Source organism: Mesorhizobium subarcticum (assembly GCF_055456085.1).
The window spans coordinates 5,845,981-5,859,647 of record NZ_CM144237.1; the positions used below are offsets into that span (position 1 = coordinate 5,845,981).

At 60.6% G+C, this 13,667-nt stretch carries 13 protein-coding genes and 1 pseudogene; 7 read left to right on the plus strand and 7 right to left on the minus strand.

Going from position 1 to position 13,667, the window contains the following annotated elements:
* Positions 1–439: 439 nt before the first annotated feature.
* Positions 440–789 (plus strand): annotated as a pseudogene (locus tag ACZYHG_RS28735) (DUF5330 domain-containing protein).
* A 101-nt stretch (positions 790–890) separates the two neighbouring features.
* Positions 891–1,319, plus strand: coding sequence for a SufE family protein (locus tag ACZYHG_RS28740; protein WP_464614813.1), 429 nt, complete (start codon positions 891–893; stop codon positions 1,317–1,319).
* Between the two features lie 85 nt (positions 1,320–1,404).
* On the opposite strand, the gene ACZYHG_RS28745 is transcribed toward ACZYHG_RS28740, so the two are convergent.
* A complete protein-coding gene (locus ACZYHG_RS28745; RefSeq protein WP_464614814.1) occupies positions 1,405–1,830 on the minus strand; it encodes a Ros/MucR family transcriptional regulator in 426 nt (141 codons plus the stop codon).
* 709 nt (positions 1,831–2,539) lie between these two features.
* Here ACZYHG_RS28745 and ACZYHG_RS28750 point away from each other — a divergent pair.
* The 3 genes from ACZYHG_RS28750 (at position 2,540) to ACZYHG_RS28760 (ending at position 5,842) form a co-directional block, all read left to right on the plus strand.
* Entirely contained in the window at positions 2,540–4,663 is a 2,124-nt protein-coding gene (locus ACZYHG_RS28750) for a S9 family peptidase (protein ID WP_464611444.1), read from the plus strand.
* A complete protein-coding gene (locus tag ACZYHG_RS28755; protein ID WP_464611445.1) occupies positions 4,660–5,286 on the plus strand; it encodes a LysE family translocator in 627 nt (208 codons plus the stop codon). The genes ACZYHG_RS28750 and ACZYHG_RS28755 overlap by 4 nt, the downstream gene beginning before the upstream one ends.
* A gap of 166 nt (positions 5,287–5,452) precedes the next feature.
* Entirely contained in the window at positions 5,453–5,842 is a 390-nt protein-coding gene (locus tag ACZYHG_RS28760; RefSeq protein WP_027034339.1) for an SET domain-containing protein, read from the plus strand.
* 125 nt (positions 5,843–5,967) lie between these two features.
* On the opposite strand, the gene ACZYHG_RS28765 is transcribed toward ACZYHG_RS28760, so the two are convergent.
* From ACZYHG_RS28765 to ACZYHG_RS28780, 4 genes are all read right to left on the minus strand, one after another.
* Entirely contained in the window at positions 5,968–6,918 is a 951-nt protein-coding gene (locus ACZYHG_RS28765) for a cytochrome c (RefSeq protein ID WP_464611446.1), read from the minus strand.
* Positions 6,919–6,927: 9 nt separating this feature from the next.
* Positions 6,928–7,365 carry a c-type cytochrome gene (locus ACZYHG_RS28770; protein WP_464611447.1) on the minus strand — a complete coding sequence of 146 codons (438 nt, stop codon included), beginning with the start codon at positions 7,363–7,365 and terminating at the stop codon, positions 6,928–6,930.
* A gap of 163 nt (positions 7,366–7,528) precedes the next feature.
* Positions 7,529–8,128 carry a superoxide dismutase gene (locus ACZYHG_RS28775; protein WP_464611448.1) on the minus strand — a complete coding sequence of 200 codons (600 nt, stop codon included), beginning with the start codon at positions 8,126–8,128 and terminating at the stop codon, positions 7,529–7,531.
* A 107-nt stretch (positions 8,129–8,235) separates the two neighbouring features.
* Positions 8,236–9,114, minus strand: a complete 879-nt coding sequence (locus ACZYHG_RS28780) for a branched-chain amino acid aminotransferase (protein ID WP_464611449.1) — start codon at positions 9,112–9,114, stop codon at positions 8,236–8,238.
* Positions 9,115–9,270: 156 nt separating this feature from the next.
* Between ACZYHG_RS28780 and ACZYHG_RS28785 the strand changes: the two genes are divergently transcribed.
* Together ACZYHG_RS28785 and ACZYHG_RS28790 are read left to right on the plus strand one after the other, a co-directional pair.
* On the plus strand, positions 9,271–9,933 hold the full coding sequence (locus ACZYHG_RS28785) for a haloacid dehalogenase type II (protein ID WP_464611450.1): 663 nt from the start codon (positions 9,271–9,273) through the stop codon (positions 9,931–9,933).
* 298 nt (positions 9,934–10,231) lie between these two features.
* Positions 10,232–11,062, plus strand: coding sequence for a L,D-transpeptidase (locus ACZYHG_RS28790; protein ID WP_464611451.1), 831 nt, complete (start codon positions 10,232–10,234; stop codon positions 11,060–11,062).
* A 50-nt stretch (positions 11,063–11,112) separates the two neighbouring features.
* Here ACZYHG_RS28790 and ACZYHG_RS28795 read toward each other — a convergent pair whose 3' ends face one another.
* Complete coding sequence (locus ACZYHG_RS28795; protein WP_464611452.1) at positions 11,113–11,895, minus strand: TIM barrel protein; 783 nt, start codon at positions 11,893–11,895, stop codon at positions 11,113–11,115.
* 79 nt (positions 11,896–11,974) lie between these two features.
* Complete coding sequence (locus tag ACZYHG_RS28800; protein WP_464611453.1) at positions 11,975–13,522, minus strand: helicase HerA-like C-terminal domain-containing protein; 1,548 nt, start codon at positions 13,520–13,522, stop codon at positions 11,975–11,977.
* Positions 13,523–13,667: the final 145 nt, after the last annotated feature.

Sequence of the window (13,667 nt, forward strand, 5' to 3'; positions counted from 1 at the left end):
CTGCTTTTGCAGATTCTTTTGATTGCCTCTGAAACTCTCATCCAGCGTTTAAGGAATGGATAAGGCAGGGCCGACCAACGCCCGGCCTGCGGCAAATATCGGGACGCTCGCTGCCGAAAACCCGTGCAAATGCCGCCATAGTAAATGGAGCGTTATCCGCCAACGCCTGCCGTCGGCGGACCATGGGCGGGAAGAGAGCCACCCGAATTCATGAAAACTGCAATGGAAACAACCAGATAAATGGTTATCGGATGGTAATGCGAATGGTCCCGATATGAAACAAATCGGTTGCAACACACTTCCTTTCGGATTTGCCTAAAATTTGAGGAAAATTCTCGTCTAACTTGCAAGCCGTCCTTTGTGCCTGTGTGCCAACATCCTGCCCATAAAAGAGGTCATGCCATGTGATGCATGATCCGGTCACGACGAGAGGCAAGGCATGTTCTTCCTGATAAGAATGGCTTTCTGGTTTTCACTGGTGCTGCTGGCGCTGCCGCTGAGTGTCGGTTCCGACGAGCCGGGGCAGGAAAGCGTCGGGCCGATCCAGGCCCTGTTCGCGGCGCGCGATGCGGTGGGCGACATTGCCGGCATCTGCGAGCGCAAACCCGATGTCTGTGAAACCGGCAAGTCGGCGATGCACACCATCACCGCGCGTGCCAAGGAGACGGCCAGATCGCGGCCGCCATGCTGGACGACAAGTCCGCCGGCCCCGATACCTCGACAATGACGGCCAGCGTGCCGGAAGAAATCGTCCTGCCCGAGACCGTCAACCTACCGATAAGGAATTAAGGCGTCTCGACGGCACACCGCGGGCCGTCTGCCCTCTCGACGCCCGCGGTGTCTTTGTTTTTCTCGTGACGCGGCGCTGCCGCGTGACTATATCCGGGATCATGACGACCACGATCCAGAAGATCCGCGACGATTTTTCGTTCCTTGATGAATGGGAAGACCGCTACCGCTATGTAATCGAACTGGGCGAGGCGCTGCCGCCATTTCCCGATGAGCAGCGCAATGCCGCCAACAAGGTGCCAGGCTGCGTCAGCCAGGTCTGGCTGACCACCGAACGGGGACCGGGCAGCGATCCAGTCATCACCTTCACCGGCGATTCGGACGCCCATATCGTGCGCGGACTGGTCGCGATCATGCTGGCGCTGTTTTCCGGAAAGACCGCCAGCGAAATCCAGAAAACCGATGCCGAAGCAACGCTAAAAGAGCTCGGCCTGGACGAGCATCTATCGCCCCAGCGCGCCAACGGCCTTCGCTCGATGGTCAAGCGCATCAAGCGCGATGCCGAAATGGCACTCGCGCAGACCGCCTGATCGGATCCAGTCCGCCAACGGCCCCCCAAAATCAAACGGCGCCCGAAAGCGCCGTTGATTCAGCTTCGACCTGACAAAGCAGCGATTACCGCGCCTTGCGCTTGCGGCCAAGGCCCATTTTCTTGGCGAGCTGAGAGCGGGCCGCGGCGTAGTTCGGCGCAACCATCGGATAGCTCGGGTCGAGATTCCACTTTTCGCGATACTGGTCCGGCGTCAGGTCATAGTGGGTCATCAGATGACGCTTGAGCGACTTGAACTTCTTGCCGTCTTCAATACAGACAATGTAGTCGTCATGAACCGAGCGCTTCGGGTTGACAGCCGGCTTCTGCTTGTCGGCAGGGGGCTGTTCGGCGGTTCCGCCCACACGCCCGAGAGCGGCATGGACATCGGATATGAGGTTCGGCAGTTCGCCGACCGGCACGGGATTGTTGCTGACATAGGCGGCCACCACATCGGCGGTCAACTCGATCAGCGCATCATTGTTTCTGGAAGGTGTTTCGACAATATCCATGGTCTTCAGGCCCCAACAAGAGTTACGTCGATCTGTGCCCTTTTTTGCTGGCAGGGCATTGCACGAATTTTGTGCAGGTAGAATTCCTGCGATTCGTGTCACGGGCACATCAATGCGACCATAAAGCAAGTAAGTCAATTCGATCTCTGCATTATATTTAAGAATGTTGATCAACTATTCGCGGAACAGCTTCAATCTTTCGTGCATCATGTAATTTTTCGATATTCCGCTCGCCAAACCGACAAGGGCTGACGTTACGTCAGCCCTTCGTTACATTCGCGATAACTCACAAAGCAAGCTTCAATGCTCTGGTTTGCTTTGCTATCGCGCCGAGAATCTTGGTTGTTCATATCTGTCCACAAAACCACAGGTTGCCGTGCATCATGCACAAGCAAGCGGACGACACGCCACCGGCTCGGGGCCAATCGATGGCGGTCAATTAATACTTGCCATAGGCGCTCGTTGAGCCGTGTCGCCGAACGGCGCATTGGCCACTTGCCAAGCCGCGAATACGGTCGCATGAGACTGGCCGGCAAAGACCAGAGTTAGCGAAGCAACGGCGAAAGTCGCAGCAATCCAAGATCGAACGTCATCATCTTTCCTCCCGGCCTCATCTCATGAAGCCGGCACCATCCCAGGCTGCGGTCCTTGAACCCGCCCTGACCGGCGTATTCACTGCACACTCAAGATATTTCCCAAGCGAGACGCAATGACCAAGACTTCCATGTTTCCGATCGCCAGCCCGCCAACACCCGAAAAGCGGCCGGTCTTCGACACACATCACGGCATCACGCGGACCGATGAATATGCCTGGCTGCGGGCCGACAACTGGCAGGAGATGTTCCGGGACCCTTCCCTGCTCGATGCAGGGATCCGCGCCGAACTCGAAGCGGAAAATGCCTACCAGTCGAAGCTGATGGCCGACACATCAGGCCTGCAAAAGCAGCTTTTCAAGGAGATGAAGGGCCGCATCAAGGAAGACGATTCTTCCGTTCCAATGCAGGACGGGCCTTATGCCTATGGTTCTTCCTTCAAGCTCGGCGGCGAGCAGCCGCGCTATTTCCGCATGCCACGCGACGGCGGGGCTGAACAGATCCTGCTCGACGGCGACCTGGAGGCGGAAGGCAAGGCCTATTTCCGGCTCGGCGGCGTCGATCATTCGGCCGATCATCGCAAGCTTTTGTGGGCCTTCGACGATAAGGGGTCCGAATTCTACACGTTGCGCGTGCGCGATCTTGCCGATGGCAAGGAACTGGCGGACCAGATACAAGCCACCGGCGGTTCAGGTGTGTGGGACGCGGGCAATGACGGGTTCTTCTATACGCGTCTCGACCCCAACCACCGGCCGTCGAAAGTGCTGTTCCACGCACTTGGACAAGACCCTGAAAATGACCGCCTGATCTATGAGGAAACCGACCCCGGCTTCTTCATGAATGTCGACGGCACCCGCAACAACGAATGGATCATGATCGGCATCAACGATCACGAGACCTCGGAATATCGCCTGTTGAGCGCCAGCGACCCGTTTGCCGAACCCAGGCTGGTCTCGGCGCGCGAGATCGGCCTGCAGTATGAGCTGGAGGAAGGCGGCGACATCTTCTTCATCCTCACCAATGCCGACGGCGCCAAGGATTTCAAGATCATGACGGCGCCGGCGAGCGATCCGGTCCGTGCCAACTGGCAGGAGCTGGTGGCGCACGAGCCGGGCCGGCTGATCCTGTCGGTGATCGGCTTCAAGGACCATATGGTTCGGCTTGAACGCAAGGAGGGCTTGCCGCGCATCGTCGTGCACGACCGCACCAGCGGTGAAGAACATCTTCTGTCCCTCGATGAAGAGGCTTTCTCGCTCGGCCTGTCGGGTTCCTACGAATACGACACCGAGATCATGCGCTTTTCCTATTCGTCGATGACGACGCCGGCGCAGGTGTTCGATTACAACATGCGCACGCGCGAGCGCGTGCTGCTCAAGACCCAGGAAGTGCCGTCCGGCCATGATGCGGACCACTATGTGACAAGGCGGCTGATGGCGCCCGCCGCCGATGGCGAACTGGTGCCGATCTCGCTTTTGCACCATCGCGACACGCCGCTCGACGGATCAGCACCTTGCCTGCTCTACGGCTACGGCTCCTATGGCATCACCGTGCCGGCGGCCTTCAACACCAATTGCCTGTCGCTGGTCGACCGCGGCTTCGTCTACGCCATCGCCCATGTCCGTGGCGGCAAGGACAAGGGTTATGGCTGGTACGACGACGGCAAGCGGGCAACGAAGATGAACACCTTCACGGATTTCATCGCCTGCGCGCGACACCTCGTTGCCGAACGCTATACCGCGCCTGACCGCACCGTCGCGCAAGGCGGCTCGGCCGGCGGCATGCTGATGGGGGCCATCGCCAACATGGCGCCCGAAAGCTTCGGCGGCATCGTTGCCGAGGTGCCGTTCGTCGACGTGCTCACCACCATGCTCGACGCGACCCTGCCGCTGACGCCGCCGGAATGGCCAGAATGGGGCAACCCGATCGCGTCCGCCGACGACTACCGGACGATCGCCGCCTACTCGCCCTACGACAATGTCGCGGCACTCGACTATCCGCCGATCCTGGCGCTCGCCGGTCTCACCGATCCGCGCGTCACCTATTGGGAGCCGGCCAAATGGGTGGCGCGGCTGCGCGACCGCAAGAGCGGCGACAATCCGGTTCTGTTCAAGATCAACATGGATTCCGGCCATGCAGGTGCGTCAGGCCGGTTCTCACGCCTGGAAGAGATCGCCTACACCTATTCCTTCGCGCTGAAGGTGACGGGCAAGGCGCACCTTACCGAGGAGACCCTCCAATGATCGATCTGTCGACATTGATCGCCTACATCGCCGTCGTGCTCGGCTTCGTCTTTATTCCGGGGCCGGCCACGCTGCTGACGATCGCCCGGGCAACGAGTTCGGGAACGAAGGTCGGCATCGCGACCGGTGCCGGGATTGCGGCCGGCGACATGTTTCACACGCTCATGGCGATGGTCGGCATTTCGGCCATCATCGCCACGTCGGCGACACTGTTCAGCATCGTAAAGTACATCGGCGCGGCTTACCTCGTTTACCTCGGCATTCGCGCCATCATCGAGAAGACCCCGACCGATCCGACCGCCGGCGCGCTCGCGATCCCTGCCGGCAAGGCGTTTCGACAGGCTGTCTTCACCGAGGTGCTCAATCCCAAGACCGCGCTTTTCTTCCTGGCATTCCTGCCTCAGTTCGTGCGGCCCGAAAACGGTTCGGCGATGCTTCAACTGGCCGTATTGGGAACTGTCTTCGTCGTGCTGGGTCTTTTCAGCACGGTCATTTTTGCGGTGAGCGCAGGTCGGCTTGGCAGTTTCCTGCGCAGAAATCCGACAGCGCTGAAATGGCAGGGCAAGATGGTCGGCGGTATCTATTGTGCCCTTGGCGTCCGCCTGGCTTTGCAACAACGCTGACGCTGGAGAGGCCGGCGTCCGACGGACATCTCTGGGAAGACATTTGCGATCATGACTTTTTGAATTCCGCACTGCTCATTTCCGCTCGCAATTGCACCAGCCGCGCGCTAACCAGTGCGCGGCTTTTCGCAAGCCGTGCCTGCCATGTTTTTTACCGGGGTGTACCATGTTGCTCGTCGACGTCTATCTCGACAAATCGCCGATCCAGGGCATCGGTGTGTTTGCCAAGAACCACATTGCCAAGGGCACGCTGGTCTGGAAGCTCGACCCCCGGTTTGACCGCATCATCGACGTCGAGACCTATGAGGGCGAGAGCGGACCGGTGAAGAACTATCTCGACCGCTATTCCTATCCCGACCGGCGCGATCCGGCCTATATCGTCTTCGAAGCGGACGACGCCCGCTACATGAACCATGACGACGAGCCGAATTGCGATGTCTCCTCACCCGAGGAAACCTACGCCTTGCGCGACATCGCGGCCGGCGAGGAAATGACCTGCAACTACAATCATTTCTTCGAGACGGGCTTCGATTTCCTGGGTGATCGCCACCTGTAGTCTGAGGACGGCCGCTTGATCGCGAAAATGGCCTTGAGACTTCGATTGCCCGGCAATGCGCTGGCGAAGATCGTCTAATGTTTCGCTAGGGGACGGGGGCCAAGCCTTGAGCGGCAAAGCCGAAATCAATTCGCAGCCGGTTTGCGTGCGGGATAACCGTTCGGGTGCGGCGGCACAGCCTTGAGATAGGCGGCAATCGCGGCGCGATCCTCTGGTGTCAGCTCGGCCAAGTTGCGCTGGACGTCGACCATCGCGCCGCCGACGGAATCGAATTCGGGTGTGAACCCGGTCTCCAGATAGTTGGCGATGTCGGCTTGCGACCAGTTGTCGAAACCACCCCCGCCCGATGTGATGTTCGGCACGATGCCGCTGCCTTCGGCGGCCACGGCACCAGCCAGCCATTCGTTCTTTTTTATACCGCCCGCGAAGTCGCGCGGCGTGTGGCATTCGCCGCAATGACCCGGGCCCTCGACCAGATAGCGGCCGGCCATCACAGTGTCAGGTGTGCCGGCTGGCAAGGGAATGACAGGCTGGTCGCTAAGATAAAGCAGCTTCCACAAGCCGATGCCACGACGGATGTTGAAGGGGAAACCGAGCGAATTGGCCGGCGCCTTGCCTGCGACCGCGGGGAGCGTCTTCAGGAAGGCGTAGAGATCGGCAATGTCCGACGGCTTCATGCGGGCATAGGATGCATAGGGAAAGGCTGGATAGAAATGCTCGCCGGACGGTGAGACGCCCTTGAGCATGGCGTTGGCGAGGTCCTCGACCGACCACGCACCGATCCCGTCCTTCGGGTCCTGCGAAATGTTGGGCGGGACAAAAGTACCGAACGGCGTTTTGAGTTCGAGGCCGCCGACGAGCTGAAGCCGTGCATCACCCTGCGACCCCGGTTTTGCATGGCAGGAGGTGCAGCCACCGGCATAGAAAATGCGCTTGCCCTTGGCCACGTCACCTGGTCCTAGCTTGGCCAGGATCGCACTGTCGAGCCTGACCGGCTCTGACAGAACCCATCCGGCAACCGCGCCGACGCCGCCCAAGATGACGACGACGCCGACGAGTTTCTTTAGCCAGGGCATCGCCGGCTATCAGCCTTTTTTCACCCGGTAGGTCTGGTGGCAGGTGCCGCAATCGCCACCGAGGGTATTGATCTGCGCCTTCAGCGCATCAACGTCGGCGGGAGCAGCAGCGGTCGCTGCCTTGACGTCGGCGAGATACTTGTCCTCGGCCGCCTTGAAGCCGGCCATGTCTTCCCAGATTTTCGGTCCTGCCGTGGTGTCGCCGGTATCGCTGCCTTTCGGGAACAACGCGTCGATATCCAACTTTTCGGCATTTGCTTGCAACGCCTGCAACTGCGTCAGCACCGCAGCGGCATCAAACGGGTCATCGCCCTTGGCCACTTTTGCCAGGCCGCCGACGATCTTTCCGCGTTCCTTCATCAAAGCCTGCCTGTCGAGGATCGGATCGGCAAAGGCGGCCGAACCGGCGAAGGCGAGCATTGAGATGGCGATGACAAGCTTTCTCATTCATTTGGCTCCATGATGAAGGCATTTCAGGACAGGACGTCAACGGATGCGACGGGGGAAATATTCCCTTTCCTCTGACGATTTTTGCCGGGCCTTCGCAGCCACGGACATCGATGCAGAAAAAGAAAAGCCCCGGGATTGCCGGGGCCTTTCTGACGATCGATTACTTCGCCTTTTCGTAGAGCTCCAGCACATGATCCCAGTTGATCAGGCTGTCGACGAACGCTTCGAGATATTTCGGGCGGGCGTTGCGGTAGTCGATGTAATAGGAATGTTCCCAGACGTCGACGCCGAGGATCGGCGAGGCGCCATGAACGAGCGGGTTTTCGCCGTTCGGAGTCTTCGAGATCGCCAGCTTGCCGTCCTTGACCGAAACCCAGGCCCAGCCAGAACCAAACTGCGTCGTGCCGGCAGCGATGAAATCAGCCTTGAACTTGTCATAGCCGCCGAGATCGGCGTCGACCGCCTTCTGCAGCGCGCCAGGCAGCTTGTTGCCGCCGCCGCCCTTCTTCATCCACTTCCAGAAATGGATGTGATTGTAATGCTGCGCGGCATTGTTGAAGAGGCCGGCATTCTTGCCGAACGACTGCTTGACCACCTCTTCGACCGACAGATCGCCCATGCCGGCTTCCGCGGCGAGCTTGTTGCCGTTGTCGACATAGGCCTTGTGGTGCTTGTCGTGGTGATACTCCAGCGTCTCTTTCGACATATAGGGCTGCAAGGCCTCGTAGTCGTAGGGCAGAGCGGGCAATTCAAAAGCCATGGGTAGTACTCCCTCGTGGAAAAGTCCGGTGTGGATACCGATTTAAGATAGGTCTGGAATGGATTTGGACAACTCCGGAATGAAGCGTCGGCCGCCTTTTTATCCGCTCACGCGGCGGAAGTCGAATGCGCCCAATCCCAATAGAGTTCGCGCGCCTTCTTGGCCACCGGCCCGGGTTGCAGGTTGCGATCCTCGATGCGCGTGATCGGCACCACCTTGGAATGGTTGCCGGTCGAGAAAATCTCATCCGCCTCGAGGAAATCGCGCACCGACAGCGTCTTTTCCGTGGTTTTGAAGCCGTACTCGCCCAGCAGCGTCATCGTGCGCGAGCGCGTGATGCCGGACAGGAAGGTGCCGTTCGGCGCCGGCGTCAGCACGTGGCCATCCTTGACCAGGAAGATATTGGAGCTTCCGGTCTCGGCGACATTGCCCAGCATGTCGAGCACCAGCGCATTGTCGAAGCCGCGCATCTTGGCTTCGAGGATGGCGCGGCCATTGTTAGGATAAAGGCAACCGGCCTTGGCGTTGGTCGGCATGGTTTCGATCGTCGGGCGCCGGAACGGCGACACCGTCACCGAAAACCCGGTTGGCGCGATCATCGGTGATTCATAGAGGCAGAGGCAGAAACGGGTCGAAGCGGGATCGGCCGGCACGCCCATATAGCCGCCATGCTCGGCCCAGTACATCGGCCTGATGTAGACCGCCGTCTTGCCGTCGAACTTCTTCAACCCGTCCCAGGTCAGCCCGACGATCTTTTCGGGGGTCATGTTCGGCTTGAGGCCAAGTGCGATCGCCGAGGCGTTCACTCTTTTGGCATGAAGGTCGAGGTCGGGCGCTACGCCCTCGAACCAGCGGGCGCCATCAAACACGCTGGTGCCGAGCCACATAGCATGGCTGCGCGGCCCCAGTATGGCGACATTGCCTTCGTACCAGTCGCCGTCGACATAAGTCCATGTCGCGGATTGCGCCGCTGCCGCCAGTGTCATCGCGTTGTCCCGTTCCGATCAACCTTGTGTGACAACATTGGATGATGCTTTGGCCGCTGCCGTCAACCAGCATCAAGGAGTTTTGTTGAGGCCAGCGACAGGGCGCGATGCAATCAAGGCTTGCACCTTGCCCCGCCTCGCCTCAAAACTGTTGCCATGCAATACGCCGCCTATGTTTTCGACGCCTACGGCACGCTGTTCGACGTGCATGCCGCCGTACGCCGCCATGCAGACCAGATTGGGCCGGACGGCCAGCTGCTGTCCGAAATCTGGCGTGCCAAGCAACTCGAATATTCCTGGGTGCGCACGCTGATGGGCGCCTATGCCGATTTCTGGCAGCTGACCGAACAGGCGCTCGACTTCGCCTTGCGCAAGGTCCCCTCGGCGGATCCAGGCCTCAAGGCCAGGCTGCTGGAAGCCTACTGGCGGCTGGATTGCTACCCGGAAGTGCCGGCGGTTCTGAAGGCGCTCAAGGCTTCGGGAGCGAGGCTGGCGATCCTCTCAAACGGCTCGCCCGAAATGCTGGAAGCGGCGGTCAAGTCGGCCGCGCTCGACCAGGTCCTGGACGACATCTATTCGGTCGATGCCGTGCGGCGTTTCAAGACCGATCCGGCGGTTTACGACATGGTTGCCACCGGCTGGCGTCTCTATCCCGGCGCTGTTTCGTTCCAGTCCTCCAATCGCTGGGACATTGCCGGCGCCACCAAGTTCGGCTTCCGCACGGTGTGGATCAACCGCTCCAACCAGCCCGAGGAATACCGCGACTTCCCGCCCGCCCTGATCCTACCGACTCTTGAAGCGCTGGTGCCCGGCAGCTGAAGCGGTTCACCGTTTCACGGAAACGGTGAACCGCTTCAGCTATTCGTTTGATGCAATTCCCAAGGGAAAGCGCTATGCGCTTTTCCCGGGAAAGCCGCTTCACACTTTTCCCGGAATTGCTCCAGCAACAGCCTGTGGCCTTGGCGCCACAGTGGCGGCGCGGTCACAGCTTCGCCTTTGTTTGTCCACGTTCGGGCCAGAATCGGAACCGCCTATCGCCCCAGGTGTTGTCAGGCACCGGTAACAGCGGTCGGTGAATTCACGCTTTGTTGCGATTCCCGACTTAAAGAAGGCAACTATGTCCATAACCGAAATCGAATCCTATCGCCTGAGCCGTCGCGGCTTTCTCAACGCCGCAGCATTGGGCGCCGCCTCGATTGCGGTTTCCGCATGCACCACCACCGGACCCGGACCCGGGCCGGTCGAGCCACCGCCGCCCACCTATGTCGAACCGCCTCTGCCCGACTACGCGACGATGTATGCAGCCGTCAGCGATGGCGGTTTCGACCTTCCGGCCATCCCGTTCGAAAGGATCGATCCGCAATATCTGCGTCAGATCGTGCCCGATCCGACGGGGCAGAAGCCCGGCACCATCATCGTCGATACGACCGGACATCATCTCTATCTGGTGCGTCCGGGCGGCCAGGCGATTCGTTACGGCGTCGGTCTCGGCCGCGCCGGCTTCGAATGGTCCGGCGATGCCGTCGTCCAGTGGAAGCAGAAATGGCCGAAGTGGACGCCGCCGGATGAAATGATTGCCCGTCAGCCGGAGTTGAAGCCGTACAGCGCCGACAATGGCGGCATGCCCGGCGGCTTGAAGAACCCGCTCGGCGCGCGTGCGCTCTATCTTTTCCAGGGCAACGTCGACACGCTCTACCGCCTGCATGGTTCACCAGAATGGAAATCGATCGGCAAGTCGGTCTCGTCAGGCTGCGTGCGCTTCATGAACCAGGACATCATCGATCTGTATGATCGCGTGCCGTCGAAGACCCCGGTCATTGTCACCGCCGATATCAGTCAGGCCGCTGCGGCGACGGCGAATCGGAAGGCCATCCCGATCGACGCCGGCGTGCCCGACGGATCGGTCCTGCTCGGACCGGTCAAGGCAGTGACGAACGCGATCTTCTGAACTGATTGAGTGAGCGGCGGTCAGCCGTCGCTCCTTGGCGGCGAAGTTCCTCAGACGGTGAAAGCTTCGCGGAAAGCCCGCAAGGCTGCTTCAGGGTCTCCGGAGGCGAACGCCTCCATGCCGACAGGCCCACGATAGCCCATGTCCTTCAGCGCGTGGGCGATGCCCCGGTAATTGATCTCACCGCTGCCGGGCTCCATGCGTCCGGGAACATCGGCAACCTGGACCTCACCAATCCAGGGCAGGCAGGCGCGGCACAGCTCGATCAAATTCCCTTCGCCGATCTGGGCATGGTAGAGATCGAGATTGAGGCGCAGCCCCGGCCGATTAACGCTCGAGACCAGCGCCAGCGTATCCTGCGCGCGCCCGAAAGGCACGCCGGGATGTTCAACCGGCAGGTTCAAATTCTCCAGCGTGAAGGTCACGCCTTCCGCCTCGGCGAGGTCGGCAATGCGGTTCAGCGTGTCGCGCGCCTTGAGCCACATGGCACCGGTGACCGTCTCGCAAGGCGTGACCGGTAGGCCGCCGTCGCCGAGCCCGGTACCATGCAGGTTGAGCCGCGCCACACCAAGGCGCTTGCCGACCGCCGCCGTCTCCTTCGCCGTCTCTAGGAGTTCGGCGGCACCCTCGTCATCGGTCAGCCGACCGCGCAGGTAACCGTTCATGATCGAGAAGGTCGCGCCGGACCTTTCCAGCATTGCAAGGTCGTGCTCGGGCCAGTTCCAGAGGCCGACCTGAAAACCCATTTCGGTGAGGCGCTTGACCCGCCATTCCATCGGCCTGTCGCGCCACAGCATTTCGGCGCAAGCCGCAAGCGCAAAAGTATCGGACATGTGAGACCTCGATGTACACGCGGCCGTTCTCGACCTTCGTGGTGTAGGTTTCAAGATTCACCGCGACGCTGGGCGTGGCTTAACGCCCCCGCGAGAGGCTCCCCAAAATCCCGCGCACGATCGCGCGTCCGACCGAGGAGCCGACCGAGCGCACCACCGACTTGATCGCGGCCTCGGTCACCGTCTGGCGATTGGAGGGACGCGGCGCCGGCGCGCGGCGGCCACCCGACTGCGGTTCGGGGTCGTCATTGCCGAAGCCTGGAATGGTCCAGCGCGAACCGCCGGTGCCTGCTTGCTGTGCCTGCGCTTCGGCGTCCTGCGCCTCCTTGGCCTTTTTCTGCAACATCTCGAAGGCAGATTCGCGATCGATGACCTGATCGTACTGGCCGGAGACGGGGCTTTCCGCGATCAGCTTTTGCCGCTCGGCGGGAGTTATCGGCCCGAGCCGTGACGACGGCGGACGGATCAATGTGCGCTGCACCATCGACGGAATTCCCTTGGCTTCGAGCGTCGAGACCAGCGCTTCGCCGGTAGCGAGCTGGGTTATAGCAACGGCGCAATCGAAATCGGGATTGGGGCGGAACGTTTCCGCCGCTGTCCTGACCGCCTGCTGTTCGCGCGGCGTATAGGCGCGCAACGCGTGCTGGACGCGATTGCCGAGCTGGGCCAGGACCTTTTCAGGGATATCCAGGGGGTTCTGCGTGACGAAATAGACGCCGACGCCTTTGGAGCGGATCAAGCGGACGACCTGTTCGACGCGATCGATCAGCACTTTCGGCGCTTCGTCGAACAGAAGATGTGCCTCGTCGAAGAAGAACACCAGCTTCGGCCTGTCGGGGTCGCCGACTTCCGGCAGCACCTCGAACAATTCCGACATCAGCCAGAGTAGGAAGGTGGCGTAGAGCCGTGGGCTCATCATCAGCTTGTCAGCGGCGAGCACGCTGATGGCGCCGCGTCCGTCCCGGGTGGTGCGCATGATGTCGGAGATCCGCAACGCCGGCTCACCGAAGAAATGGGTCGCACCCTGCTGCTCCAGTACCAGCAGCGTGCGCTGGATGGCGCCCACCGAAGGTTTGGTCACATTGCCGTAGCGCGAGCCGATCTCGTCGGCACGCTCGGCGATGTTGGCCAGCAGCGCCTGCAGATCCTTCATGTCGAGCAGCAGCAGGCCTTCCTCGTCGGCCAGACGGAAGGCGATGTTCATGATGCCTTCCTGCGCCTCGGTCAGGTTCATCAGCCGCGACAACAGCAACGGCCCCATCTCCGAGACGGTGGCGCGGATCGGATGGCCCTGCTCGCCGAACAGGTCCCAGAAGATGACCGGAAATTCCTGGAAATCGTAGGGGTCGAGCTTGACCTGTTCGGCCCGCTTGACGAGGAAATCCTGCGCCGTGCCCATCATGGCGATGCCGGACAGGTCGCCCTTGATGTCGGCGCAGAACACCGGCACGCCGGCATTCGAAAACCCTTCGGCCAGGATCTGCAAGGTGACGGTCTTGCCGGTACCGGTGGCGCCGGTCACCAGGCCATGGCGATTCCCATACTGCAGCAACAGCTGCTCAGGGCGCTGATAGCTGTCGTCGGGCTTGCGGCTGGCGCCGATGAAAATACTGGTGTCGTCAGCCATATCCAGGGTCTCCGCAAACTGATGTGTTTAAAAAGCCAGCCTTTGCACGAAGGTATAGTGAGGCTGTTGCACTGCGGCAATGACATCGTCCAAAGAGGGCTGGTCGTCCAAATCGGCCTGTCGCCGAAATCGGAATTTTTTGGAA

Excerpts from the sequence above, each read along its gene's own strand:
- ACZYHG_RS28740 (WP_464614813.1), top strand. The coding sequence starts at position 891 with ATGACGACCACGATCCAGAAGATCCGCGACGATTTTTCGTTCCTTGAT.
- ACZYHG_RS28745 (WP_464614814.1), bottom strand. The coding sequence starts at position 1,830 with ATGGATATTGTCGAAACACCTTCCAGAAACAATGATGCGCTGATCGAG.
- ACZYHG_RS28750 (WP_464611444.1), top strand. The coding sequence starts at position 2,540 with ATGACCAAGACTTCCATGTTTCCGATCGCCAGCCCGCCAACACCCGAA.
- ACZYHG_RS28755 (WP_464611445.1), top strand. The coding sequence starts at position 4,660 with ATGATCGATCTGTCGACATTGATCGCCTACATCGCCGTCGTGCTCGGC.
- ACZYHG_RS28760 (WP_027034339.1), top strand. The coding sequence starts at position 5,453 with ATGTTGCTCGTCGACGTCTATCTCGACAAATCGCCGATCCAGGGCATC.
- ACZYHG_RS28765 (WP_464611446.1), bottom strand. The coding sequence starts at position 6,918 with ATGCCCTGGCTAAAGAAACTCGTCGGCGTCGTCGTCATCTTGGGCGGC.
- ACZYHG_RS28770 (WP_464611447.1), bottom strand. The coding sequence starts at position 7,365 with ATGAGAAAGCTTGTCATCGCCATCTCAATGCTCGCCTTCGCCGGTTCG.
- ACZYHG_RS28775 (WP_464611448.1), bottom strand. The coding sequence starts at position 8,128 with ATGGCTTTTGAATTGCCCGCTCTGCCCTACGACTACGAGGCCTTGCAG.
- ACZYHG_RS28780 (WP_464611449.1), bottom strand. The coding sequence starts at position 9,114 with ATGACACTGGCGGCAGCGGCGCAATCCGCGACATGGACTTATGTCGAC.
- ACZYHG_RS28785 (WP_464611450.1), top strand. The coding sequence starts at position 9,271 with ATGCAATACGCCGCCTATGTTTTCGACGCCTACGGCACGCTGTTCGAC.
- ACZYHG_RS28790 (WP_464611451.1), top strand. The coding sequence starts at position 10,232 with ATGTCCATAACCGAAATCGAATCCTATCGCCTGAGCCGTCGCGGCTTT.
- ACZYHG_RS28795 (WP_464611452.1), bottom strand. The coding sequence starts at position 11,895 with ATGTCCGATACTTTTGCGCTTGCGGCTTGCGCCGAAATGCTGTGGCGC.
- ACZYHG_RS28800 (WP_464611453.1), bottom strand. The coding sequence starts at position 13,522 with ATGGCTGACGACACCAGTATTTTCATCGGCGCCAGCCGCAAGCCCGAC.